A 22,086-nucleotide genomic window follows, 5' to 3' on the forward strand; every position below is an offset into this window, starting at 1 on the left:
CGCCCTTAACGAAATTACTTGTTTAAAAGTTTTCGCAAAAGTTCTTCGGCAACACTTTTTCCGCCGAGACCAAAAGCTAGGGCAAAGGCTAAGCCAGCACCAATACACAATGAAAAAACTACGATCTTGACTATATCTGGAGACAACCCAACGAAAGGAAGAGCAATAAAAACCGCCGCCACAATAAAGGCCACCTGAATGGTTTTAGCCAAAGACTTGTTAGCAATTTTTTGCGAAAAAGTACTTCCAAGAAAAATACCGGCAAACAAAATTAGAAAAGCTACCACTAATTTAAAGGCTATTAAAATAAAAGAGTAAGTTAACTGATAAAGAGCAGTGGCTTCTAAATAGTTAAACGCCTGAGATAAACCGAGAAGAACAGCAAAGGTGACAACTAAATACCTTACTATTTCGCTAAAATTAACACCTTCCCCAAAAATACCAGTTTTCCTGATAGCATCTTCCAGATTAAGATTCCTTACAACACGAGCCAAAATATCAGCAAGGATTCTTCCCACATAAAAGGCTATTCCCAGAATTAAAATAGCGGCGATTACTTTAGGAATGGCTTCAAAAATAGTAGTAAGCATACCAACGGCAGGCTTAGTGATAGCTTCTATCTGAAGCGTGTTAAGAGCAGCAATTATTACGAAAATTACTATTAAGCCATAAACAATATTGCCTACAACGGTAGCAATGTTTTTAAATCCGTATTTTTCCGCTAAAGATTTAATTTTTATAGTTTCGAGAAGAGAAGATATAAACTCTCGGGCTATTTTAGCAAAGAGAAAACCTATGACCAAAATGACAATGGCCCCTACAATATTGGGCATGTATGCCGCTACCTTATTGAGTAGATCAAGAAAAGGCTCAGTAACATACTTGAGTCCAAGAACTTCCAATACGGCCACTACGGTGATTAAAAGAATGAAGTAATAGACTAAGTTACTGGTGCTTTTTAAAAATTCTTCTTGATTTTTAAATGCACTTATCTTGCCTAAACCCTTTAAAGTGCCGCTTCTTAAAATACGAGCGACAACCCAGCCAACTATTAGTAACGCTAAAGCTTGGATCGCCAAAATCAAATAGGGCAAAAGGTTATTTAACCATTCCATTTTAAACCTCCTTACGCCTTATTTAGTAATTTTATAAAAATGTATTATATATTATTCAGTAAAAATGTCAATATAGTATATAAAATAATCTAGTAAAATATATGAATAAAATAATTTTAAATTGTCATCTATTAGAATTAACTAAATTTAATAAGAATCTTTGCAAAGACAGAACGTTAGTTGAGATCGCCTCAGACTACGTCGCCCCGCGACAGAGAAATAGCAAAGCAATTTGACTTAACAGGGAAAGAAGGGAAAAAGTTAAAACCATCTGACGACCAAGATTTAAAAATAAAAAAGCCCCGCAAGCGGGGCTTTTTAACTGGGTACTCTTAAGGGTAACTACCCTCTGAACTAGCAGCTTCAGCCACTTCCGCAATTGCGCATATCACAAGCGGCAAAATCCATAGCCGTGGCTTCACGAACTTCGTCTATCTTGATTTTCATAATTACGTTGTGGCCAGCAGCAGGGTGATTAAAATCAGCCACGACTTTGCCGTCTTTTTTAGCTATTACTAAAAACATAAGCTGGCGGCCAGTAGGAGTAACTTCTTGATAATATTCGCCTTCTTTAACCTGGTCTGGATTTTTGAGCTGGTCAAGAGAAATTTCCTGGACAAGATTTTTGTCATAAGGACCGTAAGCCTGCTCAGGCGGGATAGTAACGGTGATTTCTTCACCTTCTTTAGCACCAACAATAGCTTGTTCAATAATAGGCATGAGAGGATCACGGCCAAGGAGAAAGCTCACTTTCATAGGCCTGGCAAACCAGGCTGGAGTTTCTTTGCCTTCAATTTCGAGCTGGTAGCTCAGGGTAATTACTTTGTTAGGGGCAACGGTTTTGTCTTCCATTTCTTCCTCCAAAATACAAATTGTAAAATTTTACTCTAGCAAACAAGTCAACTATCGTCAAAATTTATTTTTGTTTAATCAACTATTGTTAAAATTTATACTAAAGACCTTTGCAAAATATTTTACTTAAAAGACTGCTTCGCCCTTGCGGGCTCGCAGTGACAAACTGACCGGTGGCTGGTGGTAGATGGAGGATGGCAGAAGAGACTGCTTCACTCCGTTCGCAGTGACAACAAGAGGGCATCATACGAGTCTGTGTCAGTAGGCAAAGCAACATCTGTTTAATTTTTAAAGATCTCACCTAGATTAACGCTTAAGCGTTGGGGGCAAAGCGGGAATCTTGGTTTCTTTTGTATTTTCCAAAATTTTTGCTATTTTAATCTACGCTTAAGGGTAAAATAAAATGGGAGGATATATGGACCGGAAGCTTTTAGATCAACTCAAAAAGAAAGTACAAGCAGAACTGGTAAAAAAAGAAAGGGAAACCTTAGAGTATTGGCTTCAGGAACTTCAAAAAATATATGCTAAAAAACACCAAACTCTTCCTGAATTTAAAGCGGATGTGCGCCAATTTATGGAACGCATGAAAAACAGACTCGAAGTCTTAAAGACCAAAGGTCTATAGTTTAACTACTCCTTAAAACTAAGTTATTTTTAGAGTTAGTCTTTTGGTAAAAAGGCTACCTTCTTTAAATTCCACTGCCCAGAAAGGCATAATTGCCAGACCTTGGGTAGTTAAATCAAAGCCGGCCTCAGATTGACTGACCGTCTTCACCGGGAACATAAAAAAGCTTGCTTGTTCTTCTAGTTTGAGAACAAATTTTTCTTTTTTAGGACCTTCTATTGCCAACTCTTTTCCAGAAAAGCTCACCGGCTTAGTAAAATCTATTGTTTGGCCGTCAACTTTTATATTTCCTTTACCATAAGCCAAAAGCGGCGGATAAATATTTAATTCCACCCCGAAGAAACATCTAGTTTTTTGAGAAGCACGATACTCCAGTTCATAGGAAACATCTAAAACAAGACCCGATTTCTCCAGTTTTATCTTTTTGCGCAATAAAAGGGGCCTTCTTGGAGAACCTGGGGGATAAAGACCACCATCACGGAAAAATATCAGTTCTTTTCCCTTTTTATGGCAGTTAAAAGGCTGGTTAGCAAAGTCTCCCCATTCAGCAAAATCACATCTAACAAAATCAGAAAGCCTACGATTTGGATCAAAAAAGTGCTCAATTAAGCTATGCCTTTCATACCAGTCATAAACCAAGGCCTTTAATACTTCTTCAGAAGGCTTTTTGCGAAGGGTATGGATGCTTGAAACTCCTTCTTCAAAATCAACAGGTTGTTCTTCTGGGTATTTTATGGCTTCGTGATAGGCTTCAAAGCGTCTGGTAAGAACGTTCGTGTAATTGTGTGGATGGCAAAGCCGTGACCACTCTATCAGCTGTGCACCATAAGAAGGTTTAAAAATAGCCACGGCTTTGGCCGAAGAAAAGAATATTTCTTCCTGGCCGTCATAATCAACATCACAAGTATCAATTTTTGCTTTTTGCTTTGCCCTTAATTTGCCTTCAGCAGATAATAGCTTCTGCCATACCGCCTGGCGTAAATGGGGCAGATAAAGACCGCCGAAGATCCCGTGCCAATATGCATCATTACACTGGGAGGCAAGAAGATCGAGCCTGGCCTCAGGGTCGATCTTTCGCCTTGAAAGCTCGCTCACTTGCAGCATGCGTTTATGGAGATGATTTGACTCTGGATACTTAACAAAAAAATTTCGCCAATGACCACCTCTTATAAAAGCAGAAAAGCGAGTTTTTTCAGGTTTGAGACGCTTTAAAAGCTCCTCAAGTTCAAGAATTCGCTTGGCCGGAAGGGCCCATTCTTCCATTTCTGAGTATGAAGCTGTAGGCAAGTAGGCCAGCCCATTTGGCTTAACTTTTTCTAACGCTTGCGCATAAGTCATAAGTTCAATTTTTTCTTCTTCAATCCACTGGCCCATAGTCTTCAAAAAAGTCTCAAGCCAACCTTCTTCAAAGACCCACTTTTTAGTCCCAGGCCATACTCCAAATTTTTCGCCATCGTCAAAATAAACGGCAAGCCGTCCTCCCCGAGAAACCACATCAGCAAGATAAAGTCCAAGCCTTTCTACTGGCCAGAAAGGGATTGCGTAACGCAAAGTCTCATCTATTGGGAAAACCGCAAGCTTGTGCCCTTCAGCCTCAGTAAGATAGTAACCATACAAGTCGTTTTTTTCGAAACCCGTGACGAGAAAATGTCGGTCGTCAACAACTACATATTTTATCCCTAATAAGGCCAAGTCCTCCACCAGTGGCTGATCCCACACACGCTCAGTAAGCCAGAGGCCTATTGATGTCTTCCCAAACTGTTTCTTTATATAGTCTTTATGACGAAGAATCTGTTCTTTACGGTCCTCTCTAGGGATAACGGCCAAGATAGGTTCAAAAAAACCCCCTACCACTGGCTCGATTTGGCCTCGGGAAATTAATTCTCCTAAAAGCTCGAAAGTGGTGGGATGATTATCTTCCCACCACTTGAGTAAAATACCGCTAACATGAAGGCTTATACAAAAGAAAGGATATTTGGCCAATATTTTCAGGAAAGGGTAATAACTTTCTTCAGTCAGCCGCCTTATCACAGAATCAAAATTGCCAAGGGGTTGATGATTATGGACTCCAAAAACAAACGGCAATTTCATTTGGGCCTCCTACTCCTAAGTGCGAGGGATTTCTAACATACGAGTTACCGCCCGGTAAGCCTTGATCCTTATATCTTCAGGAACCTTTACCGTGGGAGATAAAGTTTCGAGCGATTTTTTTAAATCTTCAAGGGAAATAATCTTCATGGCCTCGCAGAGCATCTTTTCTGAAGCCGGATAAAATTCTTTATCGGGGTTTTGTTTTTTCAAAGGATATAAAAGCCCAACCTCTGTACCTATAATGAATTCTTTAGCTTTGGACTCGCGAACATAGCGTAACATACCGCTGGTTGACCTTACGGCATCAGCCAGGTCAATTACCTCAGGGCGGCATTCTGGATGGGCTATAAAGAGAGCCTCTGGATGTGCTTTGCGCGCCGCTTTAACCTCTTCCACCGTTAACACATCATGGAAAGGACAATAGCCTTCAAAATAGTGAATTTTTTTATCTTTTAAAAAACGCTGGGTGTAGCGAGCTAGATTTTTGTCCGGGATAAAGATTACTTCTTTTTCCGGTAAAGCCTTAACCACATTTACAGCGTTAGCTGAAGTGCAACAAATATCAGAGACGGCCTTTATTTCTACATAGGAATTGACATAAGTTACCACAGGCGCGCCAGGATATTTTGCCTTAAGGGCTTCTACATCTTCAACGGTTATCATATCAGCCATCTCGCAGCCCGCCTCTACCCGTGGGAAAACTACCAATTTGTCTGGCGAAACTATGGCCGCGGTCTCGGCCATAAAGCGCACCCCGCAAAAGACAATAACTTCCGCCTCGGTTTGAGCGGCTTTCAGGGAAAGTTCAAGAGAATCACCAACAAGATCAGCTACATCTTGAATCTCTGGGGGCTGATAATTATGGGCCAAAATAATGGCTTTACGATCTCGCGCAAGCTCTCTTATCTCTTGCTGAAGTTCATTCAAGGCTGGCTGTTCACCCATAAAATCACCTCTGTCTTATTATCTCAACATCTCTTGGAGGTTCAAAGTGAAAAATGGACGATTTAAGTTTAACATTTCGTTTTATTTTAAAAAATTTAATTTTCGTAAGGTTTTCGAGCTGATCCCAAAACCATATCTCTTTAATGGCTCCATTTTCAGGAGTAACAATTAGACAAATTTTTTGTACCTGAGTTTCCTGATCTTTAGGAATAAGAGTAAGGGCTACCTTTTTTTCAGAAAGTTTTTCAAAGGAGCTAAGCTCAAAATCTCGCAAAATGTCAGCCTGACCTTTGAGAAAATTAACTGTAACCTTAGAAGATAATGATTGATCTAACGGAAAAACCATCACCTGTTTATCCTTAGGGCTATAAACATAAATGGTTTTACCGTCAAATATGACCAGAAGTTTCTCAGGCCACTCATATTCCCAGCGCATAAGGCCGGGTTTTTTATAAAAAACTTTACCTTTAGAAATCTTTACCTGGCCACCTCTTTTGAAAAGAACTTCTTGTTCAAATTCACCAGCAAAACTTTTGGTTGCCTGATAATAAGCCTCAACGCGCTGGGCTATCTCGGTCGGCAAGTTTGCCGCCCAAAGCGACTTATTTATCAGGACTCCTAAGCACAGGACGAGGACGAACACCATCTGACGGACCAACGATTCCCTCCTTTTCCATTCTTTCTATCATGCGAGCAGCTCTATTATAGCCCACTCTTAAACGTCTTTGTAACATAGAAATAGACGCTTGGCCGGTTTGCACTACGATTTGTACAGCCTGTTCATAAAGTTCATCAACTTCATCGTCAGCAATTTCTGAACCACCCTCTTCGGTTACCGTAAACTCTATCTCGTAAGCGGGTTCACCCTGGGATTGCAGGAATTCAATCACCCTTTTTACTTCTTCTTCGCTTATATAAGCCCCATGAATACGCTTTAATTTTGAAGTTCCAGGAGGCAAAAAGAGCATGTCTCCAGCACCAAGGAGCCTTTCTGCTCCACCTGTGTCTAAAATGGTACGAGAATCAGTACGAGAAGATACTTGAAATGAAATCCTAGCAGGAAAATTCGCTTTTATAATACCGGTTAACACATCTACCGATGGCCTCTGGGTAGCCAAAAGCAAATGAATACCTGAAGCCCTAGCCATTTGGGCTAATCTAGTAAGAGACATTTCTACATCTTTTGACGAAACTACCATGAGGTCTGCCAGCTCATCCACCACTATGACAATATACGGGAGCTTTTCTTCTGCCTGGGCGTTATAAGATTCAAGGTTTCTCGCCCTGGCTTCTTCAAGGAGCTGATAGCGCCTTTCCATCTCAGCTACTGCCCATTTTAAGGCCAGAGTAGCGGTTTTGGGCTCAAGTAGTACCGGATGTAAAAGATGAGGAATGCCGTCATAAACCGAAAGTTCAATACGTTTAGGATCTATAAGGAGCAAGCGTACTTCTTCAGGAGTAGCCTTAAAAAGAAGGCTCATAAGCATGGAATGGAGGCACACACTTTTCCCTGTCCCAGTGGCTCCAGCTATGAGGAGGTGGGGCATTTTGGCCAAGTCTGTAACCACTGGACGTCCTGAAATATCTTTTCCCAGGGCCAGCGTCAGCTTTGATTTGGCTTTACGATAGGTCTCACTGGCAAGAATTTCTTTCAAATAAACAATCTCCCGTTCACGGTTAGCTACCTCTATACCTACAGCTGATTTGCCAGGTATCGGGGCTACAATACGAACACTTGCCGCCTTAAGCCCAAGGGCTAAGTCATCGGCCAGAGAAGAAATCTTATTGATTTTTATACCAGGAGCTGGTTCGTATTCATAAACTGTAATTACCGGGCCTGGACAAATCTCTGTTACCTTTCCTCTTACCCCAAAGTCTTCAAGCTTTTGTTCGAGAAGCTTGGCTCTGGCCAAAAGCTCTTCTTTACTTTCGCGTTTTACCTGAGGCGGAGGATCATTCAACAAGTTTAATGGAGGTTTTTGAAATTTCTGCCCTATACTGGGGGTAGGCAATTTTTTAGACTCGTCTTTTTCTGGAGTATAAAGGTCTTCTTCTGGCTCAGGGTAGATTTCTTGAGCCTCTGGAATTTGTGGTTCAAAGGCCGAAACCAGTTCTCTTGCTTCCTGAACCGGAGATTCATGAGTTTCTCTTGAAAAGAAAGTTTTAAACTTACTTATCAAAAAGACAACGAAGTTTTTGGCCCTTTCTAAAAGCTCTTTTGGAGAAAAGCCGGAAATCAAAGAAAGTGCTACCAACTGAAACAAAACTATGATGAGGAAAAGCCCTGGTTTACCTAAAAGGGCTACTAACTGTTTGCCTAAAACGCCTAGGAGGCCACCGTTTAATGGATAAGGCCCAATTTCTCCATGAAGGTTGGCCAATGGTTCCAGAAAAGAAACCGAAGATATAAAAAGAACCGCCGCCACCAGAAGCCTTAATCCCTGTTTTTGGCCGCTAAAAAGCCAGATTCCTCCAAGGATCAAAAAAATAGGGACAAACCAGGCCCCAATACCTGCAAGATCAAAGAAAAAGGCAGATATATAAGCCCCGATAAGACCGGTAAAATTTTTAACCTGAATAGCTCCAACACGACCAAAACCAGGATCATCAGGGTGATAACCCACCAAGGCTAAAAAAATAAAAACTCCAAGAGCTAGTAAAACTATACCTATAATTTCGTGTTTAAAACGATTAAACATTTTTTAAGGAGACTCTTCTTTGAGAAAAGCCAACCCCTGACTAATCAAGCCAGACCAGCCCAATTGTTTTAGTATCGGCCATATCTCTTCATCTGAAAGAGACGAAAAGCGTGCTAACAGTAAAAGAGAAGGATTATCCTTTAAAAAAATAGCCACAAAACCCTTTTTTTCTTTGGGTGCATAGCTAATCAAGGCTCGATAACCATCTATCTGACGGTATTTCAAAATAAAGTCAGGTGTTTCTACTTCAAGCCTACCCTTAAGAGTTTGAGCTAACTTTTCCCCTTGCGTCCCACCGGCGAAAAGGACTTCTAGTCTGGCGCCATCTCCTCGCTCATAGAAGCGACGAATATAAAAGGCCTTTTGTTCTCCACCAGCGTATTTAAGATAATGCGGCTCAGAGGCCTTCCAGCCGGCAAGATCTTTAAGAAAAGAAAGTTCCGCCTTTGAGGCCCAAACTACCAAAGGAGACAAACAAAGAAATAAGACGAATAAAAATCTCTTCATAAATGCCTCGTAAAAATTATTTTTTAAAAGATACCACGAATGCAGCATTTCTAAAAATCAAATGTAAAAATTAGGGACAGGCAAAACAAAAATTAAAGATGAATTCTAAAGATAAGCCGAGTATAATGACTTCAATTTTCAAAGTTTCGGGAGGAGCAAGTGGATCAAATAAAAGATATCCTCTGGCCCTGGCAAAAAGAAAAAGGCCTTGAGGCCTTAGAAATATATGCTTATGAAGAAAAAGGCCTAAAAATAGAAAAAAAAGACCGCCGACTAGAAAAATTTCAACCTTATGAAGAACACGGGCTGGCCATAAGAATACTGAAAGATGGGGCTCTGGGGTTTTCTTTCACCACTTCTTTGGCTCCAGAAGATGTTTTAAACGCGGCCTTTAAGGCTTATGAAATGGCCTCGGTTATGGAAAAAGACGCTTACTCTTTACCAGGCCCCCAGGAATATCCCATTTTACCGCCGGCAAGAGAAGAATTAATTTCTGCAGAAGAAGGACTTGCTATTCTTGAACAAGTAGAAGAAACAGCTTTTTCTTATGACTCACGCGTAAAAAGAATTCAAGAAGCTGGCCTTAGTCATAGCCAGGGGAAACTTTACATAGCCAATACAAACGGCCTCGAAGCTCAATGGGACTACGGCGGCTTTTCTTTGGTAGCGGTAGTGATAGCCATGGAGGGAGAAGAAGCCCAAATGGGCTGGGAATGGCAGCTATTTCCCTTGAGAGAGAGGATAAAACCTGAGGAAATAGCGCAAAAAGCCGCTTATCGGGCGGTAAAAAGACTTGGGGCTAAGCCAATTTCTTCCCGAAAAATCCATGTTCTCCTGCCGCCTCACGTAGCAGTAGATTTCCTAGAGCTACTTTCAAGTTCGTTTCTGGGAGATAATCTAGTTAAAGGCAAATCTGTTCTCAAAAATAAACTTGGCCAAAAAGTATTTCCCTCATTTATAAACATTATCGATAACGGAGTTTTGGTTGATGTTATAGGCACAAGACCTTTTGATGACGAAGGTATTCCCCAACGCGAGACAGTCTTAGTTAAAGAAGGGAAAATAGAAAATTTTCTCTTTGACTCTTATTGGGGTAAAAAAGCAGGTTTCCCATCTACCGGTAATGCCAGGAGGGGAAGCTTCAAAGATCAACCCTCTGTAGGGCTTACCAATTTTTATCTTAAGCCAGGAGAATACCCTCCAGAAAAAATTACAGGCAAGTTATCAGAATTTTTTGAGGTCTTAGAAGTTTTAGGCATGCACACTGCTGATCCCATTTCAGGAGAATTCTCGTTAGGCGTTTCTGGTCTTCTTCACCGCAACGGAGAAATTATCCCTGTAAATGGCATGGCTATTTCAGGTGATATTTTTTCACTTTTTGAAAAGATTGAAGCCCTAGGCAATGACCTCACTTTTTACAGCAACATTGGGAGCCCTAGCATTCTTACCGCTAAGCTTGACCTTGCTGGTAGCTAGTTTGTCCTCAATAAAAACAAAGAACTTAAGCTTTTAAAAAAAATTGGAAGTAATATTAAAAAAATTATCTCTTTTAAAGATAAGTAAAAACACAAAGCTATGATATAGCTTTGTGAAAAAAATGGAGGGGCTTTATATGAAAGATTTAGCACAAATAACAGTTAACAAAGTGATGACACGATCGCTAAAAATTGTAGATATCGATACTTCTTTTGAAGAAGTGGTTAAAACTTTTAATGAAACCAAAGTACACGCCCTCATCGTAGTAGGGCCCGGTGGTGAATTTATGGGGATTTTGAGCCATTCCGATATTATAAAAGGCTTACAAGAATATGGTCCTAAAATATTTGTATTAACTGCTGAAGACCTTATGCATCCTAAACCCTTCACTATTGACCCCAATGCAAACCTCAAAGAAGCAGCGGCCATAATGGTTAAAAACAGGATCCATCGTCTTTTAGTTATCTCCTCTCATGCGGGGAAATATATCCCTATAGGTGTTCTTTCGGCTACTGATATAATTAAAGCCGTAGCCAATACTTAGAAGGAGGATATCCAAATGACAGCCAAAAAGTTAAGCGCGCTGATTTTTATTTTGGTCTTATTTTTAGGGACACGGGTTTGGGCTTTTGGACTTGAAGCAGCCGGGGGCTTTTGGAGTGAAAACCCTAGTGGAGATATCTCTTATAAAGGAGATAGCCTGTCAGTAAAAGACGACCTTAGATACGATACCGAATATAAACCTTTCGGAAGAGTTAAAATTGACCTCCCTCTCATAAATTTTTACCTGGCATATACGCCTGTTAATTTTGAAGAAGAAGGAGAACTAAATAAAACTTTTACTTTCGGAGATAAAACTTTTAATGCTAATGTGCCTTTTGATAGCTACCTAAAAATGCAACAATATGACCTTGGTGTTTACTGGGGAATTCCTTTTCTTAAATCTGTTACTGAAGCGGCCACTTTAGGATTTGCAGGGATAAACGTGGAACTTGGCTTAAACGCTAGAGTCATGAACGTAGAAGCAGGTATTGAGCAGCAAAACCTCAAAGAAGATACCTCTTTTACTGTGGTTATCCCGTTACTTTACGGCGGCCTGAGTATAGATTTTGGTAAAGTAAGTCTTGAAGGTGAGTTCCGCGGCATCGCCTACAATAACAACCATTATTACGATGCTATTGGAAGGCTTAAATTTTATATATTTAGCACTCCTTTGGTTGGGCCGTCGGCCTTTGTTGGTGTGGGTTACCGGTATCAAGACTTAAAATTCGATGTTGACGATTTTAAAGGCACCTTTACTTTATCAGGTCCCTTTGCTGAACTTGGAGTTAATTTTTAACCTGCTTTTTAGGGTGATAAGTACAGATCTGAAACCTTTTGCAAAATGCTATACTTAAGAGACTGCTTCGCCCATACGGGCTCGCAGTGACAGTGTGGTAGATGGCTAATGGCTGAGGGAGGAAAATACGGCTTCGCTCCGCTCGCAGTAACTAAATGGTAGATGGCAGATGGCTGATGGTAGATTGCTCTCACTTCTCACTTATATTTACGAGGAGCCCCGCAGGGCTGACGAAATGGCCCAGCAGGGTCATTGCGAGCCCGTCCCTTTTCAGTCATTGCGAGCAAGCCGCAGGCGAGCGAAGCAATCTCAGGGCCAAAACAACGCTCTCGCGAGGCGAAAGTCTCGCCGTGGTCATCAATCTATGTTTTTTAAATTTTGTAAAGGTCTCAGAAAAATTTTTATAGGAGGGAAGTTATGCCCGTTGAAAGGACTTTGAGTCTTATCAAGCCAGATGGAGTAGAACGCAATTTAATAGGTCAGGTGTTGAGTTTTTTTGAAAAAGGCGGCCTTAAAATCGTGGCCATGAAGATGCTTCACCTCACCAAGGCCCAGGCCGAAGAGTTTTACATCGTCCACAAGGAACGCCCTTTTTACCAAGAATTAACCGAGTACATGGCCTCTGGCCCTATTGTAGCCATTGTCCTTGAGGGCGAAAACGCCATTGCCAAGTGCCGCGAAATTATGGGAGCCACTGACCCGGCTGAAGCTGCCGAGGGTACTATTCGTAAAACATTTGCTTTGAGCAAGGGAGAAAACACGGTTCACGGCTCTGACAGCCCTGAATCAGCTGCCAGGGAAATAGCCTTTTTCTTCAGTGAACTTGAGATTTGCCCTCGTTCATGACCGAAGAAGAAATCCTTGCCTTTTTCCGGAAAAAATCTAAGCCGGTTCACCGGGAAGTCATCTGCGGTATCGGTGATGACTGTGCCGTAATCTCAAGGGGCTCCTTCTGGGAGCTCCTTACCACCGATACCATGGTGGAAAATGTCCACTTTGACTTCGCCTACTTTGATCCGTATTTTGTGGGGAGAAAGCTTGCGGCCGTTAACCTGAGTGATATTGCCGCCATGGGTGGAGAGCCTGCTTATGCTCTGCTTAATCTGAGCGTACCGGGCATCTCTGAGAGGGAGCTTCCTCTCTTCTGGGAAGGGATAACTACTAAGCTTGCAAACTACGGGGCCGAAGTGATTGGCGGAGATGTTACCCGCAACCCTGAGCGCTGGCACCTTACCCTTACCCTAATAGGCCATGCTCCTTCAGGAGGGGTTATCTTTCGTCAAGGGGCCAGGCCGGGGGATCTGATTTTTGTATCTCGTCCGCTTGGGGCTTCAGCCGGGGCGCTTGAGTTATGGCAACAAGGCTTTGAACCGCCCGAATCTCTTAAACGAGCTCACCTTGACCCTGAGCCGGAAATAAGGCTTGGAAAGGTATTAGCACAGGAAAACCTTGCTTCGGCCATGATGGACATCTCAGACGGCCTGCTTCTTGATCTGGCCAGACTTTGCCGGGCAAACAGCCTGGGGGCAGAAATAGAAGCCGAAAAAATTCCTGTCCATGAGGCTTTAAACGAAGTTTCTCTTTCTCAAGAGCCTATTTTTTATGCTCTTTCCGGCGGAGAAGATTTTGCCCTTCTTTTTACCGTCCCACCTGAGAAAGAAAGATTTTTGCGTTTAAAACTCGGCTCGCAAAGGCTTTTTCAAATAGGCTACATTATAGAAGAACAAATTATTTACTTAATAAAAAACGGCCAAAAAGAAAAAGTCTCCCCTTCTGGCTTTGACCACTTTGCTTAAAAGAGATGCTTCACCTGTTGGCTCGAAGTGTCAGGAAGCTGTCATTGGGAGCGAAGCGAAGTAGTCCCGGTCCCGAACGAAGCGAGAGTTCTCTCCCATGAACCTGGCGAAGAGCCTTAAGATCGCCACAGCGACTGACGTCGCCTAGCGTTAACGCTTTGGCCACCCAAAACACTTTAACAATTTTTCCCTTTGAACTTGACACGGCATTTACCGTGCCTATGGTTCAATTGTTTGGAAATTCTAACGAGGAGGCGGAATATGCTTATCAAGAAAGAACATGCCGAAGCGCTTTTGAAACTCCTTTCATTTGAAGAGGAAACTCAGACTAAAGGCATGGAAATTTTAGAGGCCGATGAGGACCTTTACCTTGAACTGGAAATGCAGGCACTGGTGCGCCAGTCAGCCCCTTTAAAAAGGGAACTTACTTACTTGGGGAAAGAACTTGCCCTTGTGCTTCGCGACTTAATTGACCGCGAAAAACTCCCTTCTCCGGAAAAGTGGCCTGAGGGCTTTCGTTGGCTGGGCACAGAGATTGTGGCCATGCTTGAGGCAGCAGGTTTGGCCGGCCAGGTTGGCCCTCTTGCTGTAGAGCCCTTACAGCAAAGAGGCCTTGCTGCACAAATAAAAGACAAAGAAACCGGCAAAGAGTACATAGGCTTAACTGAGGCCGGAAAAAGAATTTTTGAAATTTATCAGGCCCTTGAACCCGAGCTTGAAATTTCAGCAGAGCTGGCCCAAGAAATTCGCAAGCTTCCAGCCGGCCCGGCTAGGGCTTCGCTTCTTACCATTGATACTCATACCAAACATCTCCTTGAGGCCATGCGTCTTATTGCTTATAGCGTCCCCACTTCTGACATTTACGCCTTTACCGCCCTAGGCCAGGCCGTGAAAAAGGCTCTCACCTACGGTGGTTTTGGTGAAGGGGATGTGCTAACCAGCGACATTCTCTGGGCGCTCGCTGATGTGGCTGATGAAAAAGAAGTCCCAGAAGCTACCATCGCTATTCTTCAAAGCCTCGGTTACATTGACCAGAACAAAGAACTTCTCCCCGCAGGTTACTGGGCCTTAGAAGTGTTACGCCTTTGGAAACGAGAAGTTACTCCTGACGCCTGGACGGTAGCCATAGAAGAAGAGGAAGTTGAAATACTTCAGGCCATTGAGCATCTCTGGCAAAAGGCGGAAAACAATCCTGAAGAAACGCCTACCTTTAAAAATCTACGGGCGGAGATGATTGACCGCAAAATTAAGCAATACAAAGAAATTTTAGCTCGTTATGGCCGTAAAATTGAAGAAATGCCCGAAAAATATCAACAAATCGCCAGCCAGTTTATGGAAGCAAAAGACCTGGCCCGCTGGTACGACGACAACTTTTCTCTACGCTTAAGCCTTTATAGCCTTGAATCTTTTAACTTGATTCATACTACTGAAGATCAAAAGGGTAGAGAAGTCTTTGAGCTAACTGATTTTGGCCGAAAAGTCATCAAAGACCAGGAAGTCAAAGTACGCGAGATTTCTTCAACCGCCGTAAAAGCCATTACCATTACTCACCGCTCCTTTTCGGCGCCAAATGTGGAATGGGTGGACGAGGCCTTAGAAGAAGGGCTTTTGGGGACAGGCGAACCCACTCGCTCTGGCTACTTTTACGCCGAGCTTGCGGAAACCATCTCAAGAATGCCTCATTTAACGCGCTATGAAGCCGAAATTTTGGCTTCTATTCCCAGCCGTGGCATTAGCGTGGAAGACCTGTTTGATATGGTAGGTGAAGGCAAAAGAAGGCGTTTTAAATGGGCACTTGAGAAACTAGAAGCCCGTCATCTTATAAATGTCATGCCTGACGGAAACATAATTGAGACCGAGGCTGGGGAAATGATTGACCGGGCTGTTTCAGGTGTGCCTAAAAACTTCGGCCATCCTATTAACCCTTTGATTTATCGTGTGCTAAAGGCCCTAGCCGAAGTGGGAACACTCTTCGTTAAAGAAAAGCGTATAAGGATTTTGCCTAAAAACATAAAAGAGGCCATAAAGCGAAGTGGGCTTCCGGCCATCGTCTTTGACGAGGCTTTAAAAGCCGCACGCCACGCTGGTTATGTGGGCAAAAATACCATCACCGAAGCAGGTTATTTAATACTCCAGGCCGTTGATAAGATGAACCCGCACGAGGAAGTAAGGGTATTTTACGCCGGGGAGGAAGCTTAATGAAGTATTACTTAGTGGCCCATACTCCGCTGGCTGCTGAAGCGAAGGGTTTCCCCCGCGAAGGGGGGAAGCCCTATTTTCCCGGCCAGCTTTTGCGAGAATCCATTGAAGAGGCGCTTTTCTTTTACGCCCTTGGCAAACACCCTGATTTTGCCGAACTCGTGCGGGTATTCCTTATGGCCGGAAATTTTGACAAAATCGCTTCGGTCAAAGACTTTCTCTTGGAAAGGCTCCGTGAAAGATACCTTGAGCTGCAAGAGCTAGTTTTGCCGGAAAAAATCTGGCTTGAAGAAATCACCAGCCGCTTGGTACACACCATTGAAGTTTCAACTGGACGGATTTTGAAAAAGAGAGAGCACCAGGTCTTTATTGGTGTGGCTGAGTTTGAAGCGGAAATTCCGCAAGTAATGAAATATGCAGGCTTAAGTTATTGTGAAGGCCTGGCTCGGGCCGAGCTCAGGCATCTCAGAGAAACCATGTCCAAGCTTGTGCCCTTTTACGAAGACTTAACCAACCGGCTGCGAAACTTCCAAATTCCACTCAGGACCGGCTACTGGACTGACGATCCCTTCGGTGGCCTGCTTCTGGCTTACTGGCGAGTAAAAGAAGTGCGTGAGGTTATCAAACGCCGCTTAAAACGTGACCCACTTCCTGAAACGGTTCTTTATTCGCCTAAAGACAAAGCTACTTTTGGCTGGATAGAGATTACCGAAAATGTGTAAAAAGGAAGTTACCACCAAGATTTCCGCTTAAGCGGGAATCTTGGTATATATTATCGATTATTTCATTGGCATTACACGCTTTTCTTCGACTTACTTCTTCGACTTACTAATCCCGCCTTTTCCGTACATAAATTCTGATAGGATAGAAAATTTAAATTTTGCCTGTCCCTGTTGTGAAACCTATATTTCTTTAGAAGAAGATTAAGGAGGTTTATCATGAGAGAGCTCTGCCGTTATAAAGACCCGGTAAAAAATCAAGAACTTTGCCTGTCCCTCTTCCAGGTAGATGAAATTCTAATCCCCTCTTTTCAGCGGGATCTTTCTGAGGGGCTAAAACGCAATCTAGAACTGGCCATTGAAAAATTAGGTTTTCTTCATCCTATTGTCGTGGTTGAAGGTGATGAAGGTTACTACGTAGTTGATGGCCGCCATCGCTTAGAAGCCTTAAAAGAACTAGGTTATCAGGAAATTATTGGCATTATTGCTCCTCAAGAACTAGCTCTCCATATCCTGGAATTTAACACCGAAAAGCCTCCAAATGTAAAAGAAAAGTCCAAGCAAGCTTACCGTCTTTTTTATGAGTTTCTCGAAAAAGAACCACAAACTTTAGAAATAGACCTTATTAGTTTTTTTAAAGAACCTTCACTTATAACCTTTGGTTTTATACTTGAAGAATTTGAACCAAGGTTTCCCGCCAGCTTTTATGAGTCTTTTGTCTCCAAAATAGATAATTTTTTACACGAACCATTAGAGGAAGCCTCTAAAGAAAGACGCCGCAGAGCCGAAAAACTCGTGGAGTTAAACCAACAGGTTAATGAAACTTATGCCCGATTAGGCTTGACAAACGCCCTACTTAAGGGAGAAATTGTTCGCAAAGCTGTACAGCGCGCTTATGGAATAAGGGTACGAAAGATTGACGACGAATTCTACGAAGCCATTGAAAAAGTAAAAGAGGCTTTAAATAAGATATCACCTGAAGACATAGGTGGCCATGAAATATAGCCCTGACTTTCGCCCTAAATTAAGAGCAATTGATATTATCCCTTTTAATTGGCAGGGGAAAGAAGCCTTTCTTTTACGAGACCCATTGGCTTACAGTGAAAACCCTTTAGTGGTTCCCAAAGAAATGGCTCCTCTTCTAATCGCCCTTGATGGACAACACTCTTTGAGGGACATACAGGTAATGCTTACCAGAAGTCTTGGCCGTCTGGTTATGCTTGAAGAAATAGAAGATTTTCTGGCCACCCTTGAGAAAAATCTCTTCCTTGAGACTGAATTTTTTACTAAAAAACGCCAGGAACTTGAAAAAGATTTCAGTCAATCAAAAGTTAGACCTTCATCTCATGCTGGTCACGCCTACCCCCTAAAGCCTGATGAATTAAAAACCTTTTTAAACCAAATACTAAATCTCTGGCCTAAACGGCCAAACTACAATCCCCGAATAATAATTGCTCCACATATTGACTTTCGTGCTGGGGCGCAAACTTTTGCCGCTGCTTATCAAGGGTTATCATGGCCCAAAGGGGCGAGAGTTATCGTTTTGGGGACAGGCCATTTTTTAGAAACACCTGTTTCTTTGGCATATAAAGACTTTGAAACCCCTCTTGGTTTAGTGAAATATGACCGAGAATTTGTTGCCGAACTTAGCAAAAAGATAGATGAAGATTTACGCGGGCACGAATGGGCCCACAAAAGCGAACATTCTATAGATTTCCAAGTAGTTTTTTTGAAACATCTTCTAGGAGAATTTTCGTTGGTTCCCATTTTAGTAGCCAGCCCCCAAGGCCATAGAAATTTTTTTAAAAAACTGGCAGAATCCCTGAGAGACCTGCTAGACGAAAAAACTTATTTAGTGGTAGGAGTTGATTTTTGTCATCTGGGTCTTCGTTACGGTGATCCCACTCCAGCAGGTGAAAATGAAAAACAAAAAGCCAGAGAATTCGATTTTAATCTTTTACAAAAGGTTTTAACCTTTGATGCCGATAGAATTTACGAGATGTTAGCTAAAGATGATTACTATAAAGTCTGCGGCTTTGGGCCTTTATATCTTTTGAGTCTTATTTTTTCAGGAGAAAAATTGTCAGGGAAAATTCTTCACCAGGAAGCTGTTGATTTTGGTGAAGGTTCGATCGTTTCCCTGGCAGCGGCTGCTTTTTTTGACTAAAAATGCTATAAAGAATTTCATGGAAAAAATAGCTGAACGAGACTTTTCTTTTTGCCTAACCTGCCAGACTTGTACTAACGGTTGCCCTTGTGTCTCTCTTATGGACTATTTACCTCACCAGCTAATGCGGCTTTTACAATGGGAAGAATTTGAAGAGGCCCTAAAAAGTAAGGCCATCTGGGTATGTGTAGGGTGTAATGCCTGTACTCACGCCTGCCCCATGGGCATAGAAATCCCTGAAATTATGGACATTTTAAGGCAAGAAGCCATAAAAGTTGGGATTATAGCTGAAAAAGACATCTATGAATTCCACCGACAAATGTTGCTCTCTTTGAAGCGTCATGGCCGTGTAAGCGAATTTGAACTAATTTTGGCTTATAAAACGAAAAAGGGACATTTCTTTGAAGACATAACACTTGGCTTGCAAATGCTTACCAAAAAAAAGATGAAGCTTAAACCTGCTCGTTTAAAAGAGCGCAAAAAAATTAGAGCTTTTTTTGAAAAATGTCCTCTATAACTAAATTTGCTTATTATCCTGGATGTTCTCTTGAAGGGTTGGCTACTGAAGCTGAAGAAGCCCTCCTTGAAGTAGCCAAATACTGGGATATAGAACTCATAGAAATTCCTGACTGGAATTGCTGTGGTAGTTCCTCAGCACATAACCTTTGTGAAGACTTAGCCCGTAAACTTACCTGGCGTATTCTTGCCTCCTTGCCGAATAATACTTCTGAAATTCTCACCTTATGCCCCAGCTGTTTTGATCGCTTAAGGCTTGGCCTATTCGAAGCCCAAAAAAATCCCAAAAAATTCTTGACACTTTTTGGCCAGAAGCCAAATCCTTCTTGGAAAATAAGACACTTTGTAGAGGTATTAGCTTCTTTCCCCTGGCACAAAATAAAGGGTAAGCCCCTTTCTGGCCTACGTTTGGCCCCTTATTATGGCTGCTTACTTTACGTGCCAGCGAAACTTCCACCTCCCATGGAAGACGGTCTTATGGAAAAAATGCTTTCTTCTTTAGGGGCAGAAATTGTTCCCTGGCCTTACGCCAAACAATGTTGCGGAACATATCTCTCAATAATTAAACCTGATTTTGTCTCTGGAATCGTACGACGCATGATGATGGAGGCCCAAAAAATACAGGTCGATGCCCTGGTTACCCACTGTGTTATGTGTCAGATGAATCTCGAAATGCGAGCTCCTGTAAAAGTAGATCTTCCCGTTTTTCACCTGAGTGAATTGCTGGCCCTGGGTTTAGGACAGGCCCACATCTCTTGGTTTAAGAAACATCTTTTAGACCCCTTGCCTCTTCTATTAAAAAAAGGTTTTTGCTAAGGCTTTTTTTTCTCGAAAAACCAGGATAAAAAACGTAAAAGTTCCAAGTTTTAATACAATGAAAAAAATTACTCTTTGTCTATTTTTGATATTGGTCTGCCCTGCAATAACTACCGCCGCTAATAAATGGCATATAGAGGCGGATACTCTTTCTTTTCTGAAAAGTAAAAAGCTACTTATTGCCGATGGCAATGTTATCATTAGCAATAAAGATAACGTTATTTACTGTTCTCGTTTTATCTACGAGCTGCCTTCAAAAAAAGCTATTCTATATGGACCTATAACCATAGACACAGACGGGGACATCGTCCAAAGCTCTCACGGCTGGTTAAATCTCGAAACATATAAAGGAGAGTTTGAACACGTTCGCCTCTACTTAGGGCCAGGCAAAGTGCAAGCTCTTGCCTTTGAAACGGCAAGAGTACAAATTTTAGCCAAAAAGGTAAGAATCCTTGGCCAGGGAACCTATCTTGCCCAAAAAACAACCATAACCACTTGTGATATTTGTAAAAATGGAAAATGCAGCCCTGACTGGAGTTTTTGGGCCAGAAAGCTAAAGGTTACTCCAGAAGGTAAGGCCTACGCCAGAGATATTACCTTCAACGTCAAGCGAATACCTCTTCTTTATAGTCCTTATCTCAGTATTGGTATCAAAACAAAACGTCATAACGGTTTTTTGATTCCTCGTTTAATCCAAAGTACAAGAGAAGGATTTGGTCTGGAAATTCCCTATTTTTGGGCCATAAATGACAGTTTTGACTTGACTTTTTACCCTTTTTACACAGGCAAAAGAGGGTTTATGACCGGCCTTGAAGCCAATTACGCTTTAGGAGAAAACAGTTTTGGTACCTTCAGAACAAGATATATTAAAGATCGATTAAAAGATAATGACTATAATGCAGACGGAATTATTCGTTCAAATAAAAATCGTTACTGGATAACAGGAAAGATTGATCAGGAGCTAGCCAAGAACTGGCCATTGAGATTAGATATAGACATTCTTTCTGATAAAGATTTCCTGTATGAATTTTTAGGTGGATCTCTTGGTTTTGACCAGAGCAACTCCTTTTACTTAAACCGCTTTGGCCGCGGTCTTGATGAAAAAAATAGCTTTTATCGTACTAATCGAATTTGGTTAACCCATTCTTTCGGTCATTATTTCTTTCAAACAAGTGCTACCTACTACGATAGCGTTTTTCCTGGTTGGCAGGAAGAAATCCTAAATCCTCTCCCGCGTGTTTATTTTTCCCGTTTAACCACTCCTATTTGGGGACCAATAAATTTTTCTTTCGAAGAAAACTACACCCATTGGTGGCGAGAGAAGGGTTTTCGAGGACACAGGCTTGACCTTACTCCGGAAATAAGTCTTAACCCTTCACCCTGGAAACCTCTAGATTTGAGAATAGCGTATCGTCTAAAACACACTTCCTATCTGGTAGATTGGCAGGATAATCATCAATATGAATACCTAAACCGAACCCTTTATGAAATAGAAACCCGGGCTGGTCTTAATTTTAGCCGTATATATCCTTTTAGCCGCTTCGGCGTTGTTGGCTTCAAACATGTTTTAAGGCCAAAAATCACCTATCTTTATCGTCCTGAAACTAATCAGAACGATCTACCAACATTTACCGTCGAAGATAGGTTACCCAAGAGCAATGTTTTAGATTATGGTCTGTTACAATTTGTCACTGCTAAAGAAAAGGATTCTTCAGGAAATATTCGTTATTCTGACTGGCTGCGTCTGTGGGTTCATCAAAGTTTTGATTTTAATGAAGCCACTAGAAAATTAGAAGGCTCCGATGACAAACGGCATCCCTTTTCCGACCTTTTCGCCGAAGGGGAAAGTAATTTTCTACACAAAATCTATATTCGGGCAAGCACCTCTTATAACTTCTACGGTCTAGGTTGGACCACAGCTAATCTTTCTCTCAACTTACGCAATACCAGAGGAGAAAACATAGGCTTTGATTACCGATGGGATAAGGTAAGAAAAATAAAACAAATCAACCTGAATTTACGCAAAAATGTTTACCACGGGTTTTGGTTTGCTTATAACGCCCAGTATAGCTTAAAAGAAGGTGAACTTTCTTCCTCTTCTATGGCTTTTGAATATCGCACCAAGTGCTGGTGGGGAGTTATTAAAATCTACCAGAACCCCGACGAAACTCGCTATTCGTTTTACATAAACCTTGTAGGCATAGGCGGCTGGGGACGCTAGTTT

At 41.9% G+C, this 22,086-nt stretch carries 20 protein-coding genes; 13 read left to right on the plus strand and 7 right to left on the minus strand.

Annotation, left to right across the window (positions count from 1 at the left end; genetic code table 11):
• Positions 1 to 14 precede the first annotated feature (14 nt).
• Complete coding sequence (locus THEIN_RS03960) at positions 15 to 1,115, minus strand: mechanosensitive ion channel (protein WP_013907409.1); 1,101 nt, start codon at positions 1,113 to 1,115, stop codon at positions 15 to 17.
• Positions 1,116 to 1,478: 363 nt separating this feature from the next.
• A complete protein-coding gene (locus THEIN_RS03965) occupies positions 1,479 to 1,967 on the minus strand; it encodes an FKBP-type peptidyl-prolyl cis-trans isomerase (protein ID WP_013907410.1) in 489 nt (162 codons plus the stop codon).
• A gap of 403 nt (positions 1,968 to 2,370) precedes the next feature.
• On the opposite strand from THEIN_RS03965, the gene THEIN_RS03970 reads away from it, so the two are divergent.
• On the plus strand, positions 2,371 to 2,592 hold the full coding sequence (locus THEIN_RS03970) for an ASCH domain-containing protein (RefSeq protein ID WP_148236932.1): 222 nt from the start codon (positions 2,371 to 2,373) through the stop codon (positions 2,590 to 2,592).
• A gap of 18 nt (positions 2,593 to 2,610) precedes the next feature.
• On the opposite strand, the gene THEIN_RS03975 is transcribed toward THEIN_RS03970, so the two are convergent.
• Genes THEIN_RS03975 through THEIN_RS03995 form a run of 5 tightly spaced genes read right to left on the minus strand, consistent with a single transcriptional unit; the run spans position 2,611 to position 8,834 of the window.
• Positions 2,611 to 4,683, minus strand: a complete 2,073-nt coding sequence (locus THEIN_RS03975; protein ID WP_013907412.1) for an alpha-amylase/4-alpha-glucanotransferase domain-containing protein — start codon at positions 4,681 to 4,683, stop codon at positions 2,611 to 2,613.
• Between the two features lie 15 nt (positions 4,684 to 4,698).
• Positions 4,699 to 5,628: a quinolinate synthase NadA gene (nadA, locus tag THEIN_RS03980; RefSeq protein ID WP_013907413.1), complete on the minus strand. Its 930-nt coding sequence runs from the start codon at positions 5,626 to 5,628 to the stop codon at positions 4,699 to 4,701.
• A 4-nt stretch (positions 5,629 to 5,632) separates the two neighbouring features.
• Positions 5,633 to 6,211 carry an outer membrane lipoprotein periplasmic chaperone LolA gene (lolA, locus tag THEIN_RS03985; protein ID WP_041434503.1) on the minus strand — a complete coding sequence of 193 codons (579 nt, stop codon included), beginning with the start codon at positions 6,209 to 6,211 and terminating at the stop codon, positions 5,633 to 5,635.
• 19 nt (positions 6,212 to 6,230) lie between these two features.
• Positions 6,231 to 8,327 (minus strand): DNA translocase FtsK, encoded by a 2,097-nt coding sequence (locus THEIN_RS03990; RefSeq protein ID WP_013907415.1) that lies wholly within the window; start codon positions 8,325 to 8,327, stop codon positions 6,231 to 6,233.
• 3 nt (positions 8,328 to 8,330) lie between these two features.
• A complete protein-coding gene (locus THEIN_RS03995; protein ID WP_013907416.1) occupies positions 8,331 to 8,834 on the minus strand; it encodes a hypothetical protein in 504 nt (167 codons plus the stop codon).
• A 159-nt stretch (positions 8,835 to 8,993) separates the two neighbouring features.
• On the opposite strand from THEIN_RS03995, the gene THEIN_RS04000 reads away from it, so the two are divergent.
• From THEIN_RS04000 to THEIN_RS04060, 12 genes are all read left to right on the plus strand, one after another.
• The gene (locus THEIN_RS04000; RefSeq protein ID WP_013907417.1) at positions 8,994 to 10,310 is read left to right on the plus strand and encodes a TldD/PmbA family protein; all 1,317 of its coding nucleotides are present in this window, start codon (positions 8,994 to 8,996) and stop codon (positions 10,308 to 10,310) included.
• Positions 10,311 to 10,446: 136 nt separating this feature from the next.
• Positions 10,447 to 10,854 carry a CBS domain-containing protein gene (locus THEIN_RS11520; protein WP_013907418.1) on the plus strand — a complete coding sequence of 136 codons (408 nt, stop codon included), beginning with the start codon at positions 10,447 to 10,449 and terminating at the stop codon, positions 10,852 to 10,854.
• 15 nt (positions 10,855 to 10,869) lie between these two features.
• On the plus strand, positions 10,870 to 11,649 hold the full coding sequence (locus THEIN_RS04010) for a TIGR04219 family outer membrane beta-barrel protein (RefSeq protein ID WP_013907419.1): 780 nt from the start codon (positions 10,870 to 10,872) through the stop codon (positions 11,647 to 11,649).
• A gap of 417 nt (positions 11,650 to 12,066) precedes the next feature.
• Positions 12,067 to 12,495, plus strand: coding sequence for a nucleoside-diphosphate kinase (gene ndk / locus THEIN_RS04020; protein ID WP_013907420.1), 429 nt, complete (start codon positions 12,067 to 12,069; stop codon positions 12,493 to 12,495).
• Positions 12,492 to 13,445 (plus strand): thiamine-phosphate kinase, encoded by a 954-nt coding sequence (gene thiL / locus THEIN_RS04025; protein ID WP_013907421.1) that lies wholly within the window; start codon positions 12,492 to 12,494, stop codon positions 13,443 to 13,445. The genes ndk and thiL overlap by 4 nt, the downstream gene beginning before the upstream one ends.
• A gap of 261 nt (positions 13,446 to 13,706) precedes the next feature.
• On the plus strand, positions 13,707 to 15,644 hold the full coding sequence (locus tag THEIN_RS04030; RefSeq protein WP_013907422.1) for a DUF505 domain-containing protein: 1,938 nt from the start codon (positions 13,707 to 13,709) through the stop codon (positions 15,642 to 15,644).
• Positions 15,644 to 16,366 carry a hypothetical protein gene (locus THEIN_RS04035; protein ID WP_013907423.1) on the plus strand — a complete coding sequence of 241 codons (723 nt, stop codon included), beginning with the start codon at positions 15,644 to 15,646 and terminating at the stop codon, positions 16,364 to 16,366. The genes THEIN_RS04030 and THEIN_RS04035 overlap by 1 nt, the downstream gene beginning before the upstream one ends.
• Before the next feature lie 216 nt (positions 16,367 to 16,582).
• On the plus strand, positions 16,583 to 17,368 hold the full coding sequence (locus THEIN_RS04040; protein ID WP_013907424.1) for a ParB/RepB/Spo0J family partition protein: 786 nt from the start codon (positions 16,583 to 16,585) through the stop codon (positions 17,366 to 17,368).
• Entirely contained in the window at positions 17,358 to 18,530 is a 1,173-nt protein-coding gene (amrB, locus tag THEIN_RS04045) for an AmmeMemoRadiSam system protein B (RefSeq protein ID WP_013907425.1), read from the plus strand. The genes THEIN_RS04040 and amrB overlap by 11 nt, the downstream gene beginning before the upstream one ends.
• A gap of 19 nt (positions 18,531 to 18,549) precedes the next feature.
• The gene (locus THEIN_RS04050) at positions 18,550 to 19,047 is read left to right on the plus strand and encodes a 4Fe-4S dicluster domain-containing protein (RefSeq protein ID WP_148236934.1); all 498 of its coding nucleotides are present in this window, start codon (positions 18,550 to 18,552) and stop codon (positions 19,045 to 19,047) included.
• Positions 19,035 to 19,862, plus strand: coding sequence for a heterodisulfide reductase-related iron-sulfur binding cluster (locus tag THEIN_RS04055; protein WP_013907427.1), 828 nt, complete (start codon positions 19,035 to 19,037; stop codon positions 19,860 to 19,862). The genes THEIN_RS04050 and THEIN_RS04055 overlap by 13 nt, the downstream gene beginning before the upstream one ends.
• Before the next feature lie 58 nt (positions 19,863 to 19,920).
• Positions 19,921 to 22,083: an LPS-assembly protein LptD gene (locus THEIN_RS04060; protein WP_013907428.1), complete on the plus strand. Its 2,163-nt coding sequence runs from the start codon at positions 19,921 to 19,923 to the stop codon at positions 22,081 to 22,083.
• Positions 22,084 to 22,086 lie beyond the last annotated feature (3 nt).

It is taken from the genome of Thermodesulfatator indicus DSM 15286, from assembly GCF_000217795.1.
In the GTDB taxonomy this organism is placed as follows: domain Bacteria; phylum Desulfobacterota; class Thermodesulfobacteria; order Thermodesulfobacteriales; family Thermodesulfatatoraceae; genus Thermodesulfatator; species Thermodesulfatator indicus.

Coding starts and splice junctions, on each gene's coding strand:
- THEIN_RS03960 (WP_013907409.1), bottom strand. CDS start 1,115: ATGGAATGGTTAAATAACCTTTTGCCCTATTTGATTTTGGCGATCCAA.
- THEIN_RS03965 (WP_013907410.1), bottom strand. CDS start 1,967: ATGGAAGACAAAACCGTTGCCCCTAACAAAGTAATTACCCTGAGCTAC.
- THEIN_RS03970 (WP_148236932.1), top strand. CDS start 2,371: ATGGGAGGATATATGGACCGGAAGCTTTTAGATCAACTCAAAAAGAAA.
- THEIN_RS03975 (WP_013907412.1), bottom strand. CDS start 4,683: ATGAAATTGCCGTTTGTTTTTGGAGTCCATAATCATCAACCCCTTGGC.
- nadA (WP_013907413.1), bottom strand. CDS start 5,628: ATGGGTGAACAGCCAGCCTTGAATGAACTTCAGCAAGAGATAAGAGAG.
- THEIN_RS03990 (WP_013907415.1), bottom strand. CDS start 8,327: ATGTTTAATCGTTTTAAACACGAAATTATAGGTATAGTTTTACTAGCT.
- THEIN_RS03995 (WP_013907416.1), bottom strand. CDS start 8,834: ATGAAGAGATTTTTATTCGTCTTATTTCTTTGTTTGTCTCCTTTGGTA.
- THEIN_RS11520 (WP_013907418.1), top strand. CDS start 10,447: ATGAAAGATTTAGCACAAATAACAGTTAACAAAGTGATGACACGATCG.
- THEIN_RS04010 (WP_013907419.1), top strand. CDS start 10,870: ATGACAGCCAAAAAGTTAAGCGCGCTGATTTTTATTTTGGTCTTATTT.
- ndk (WP_013907420.1), top strand. CDS start 12,067: ATGCCCGTTGAAAGGACTTTGAGTCTTATCAAGCCAGATGGAGTAGAA.
- thiL (WP_013907421.1), top strand. CDS start 12,492: ATGACCGAAGAAGAAATCCTTGCCTTTTTCCGGAAAAAATCTAAGCCG.
- THEIN_RS04030 (WP_013907422.1), top strand. CDS start 13,707: ATGCTTATCAAGAAAGAACATGCCGAAGCGCTTTTGAAACTCCTTTCA.
- THEIN_RS04035 (WP_013907423.1), top strand. CDS start 15,644: ATGAAGTATTACTTAGTGGCCCATACTCCGCTGGCTGCTGAAGCGAAG.
- THEIN_RS04040 (WP_013907424.1), top strand. CDS start 16,583: ATGAGAGAGCTCTGCCGTTATAAAGACCCGGTAAAAAATCAAGAACTT.
- amrB (WP_013907425.1), top strand. CDS start 17,358: ATGAAATATAGCCCTGACTTTCGCCCTAAATTAAGAGCAATTGATATT.
- THEIN_RS04050 (WP_148236934.1), top strand. CDS start 18,550: ATGGAAAAAATAGCTGAACGAGACTTTTCTTTTTGCCTAACCTGCCAG.
- THEIN_RS04055 (WP_013907427.1), top strand. CDS start 19,035: ATGTCCTCTATAACTAAATTTGCTTATTATCCTGGATGTTCTCTTGAA.
- THEIN_RS04060 (WP_013907428.1), top strand. CDS start 19,921: ATGAAAAAAATTACTCTTTGTCTATTTTTGATATTGGTCTGCCCTGCA.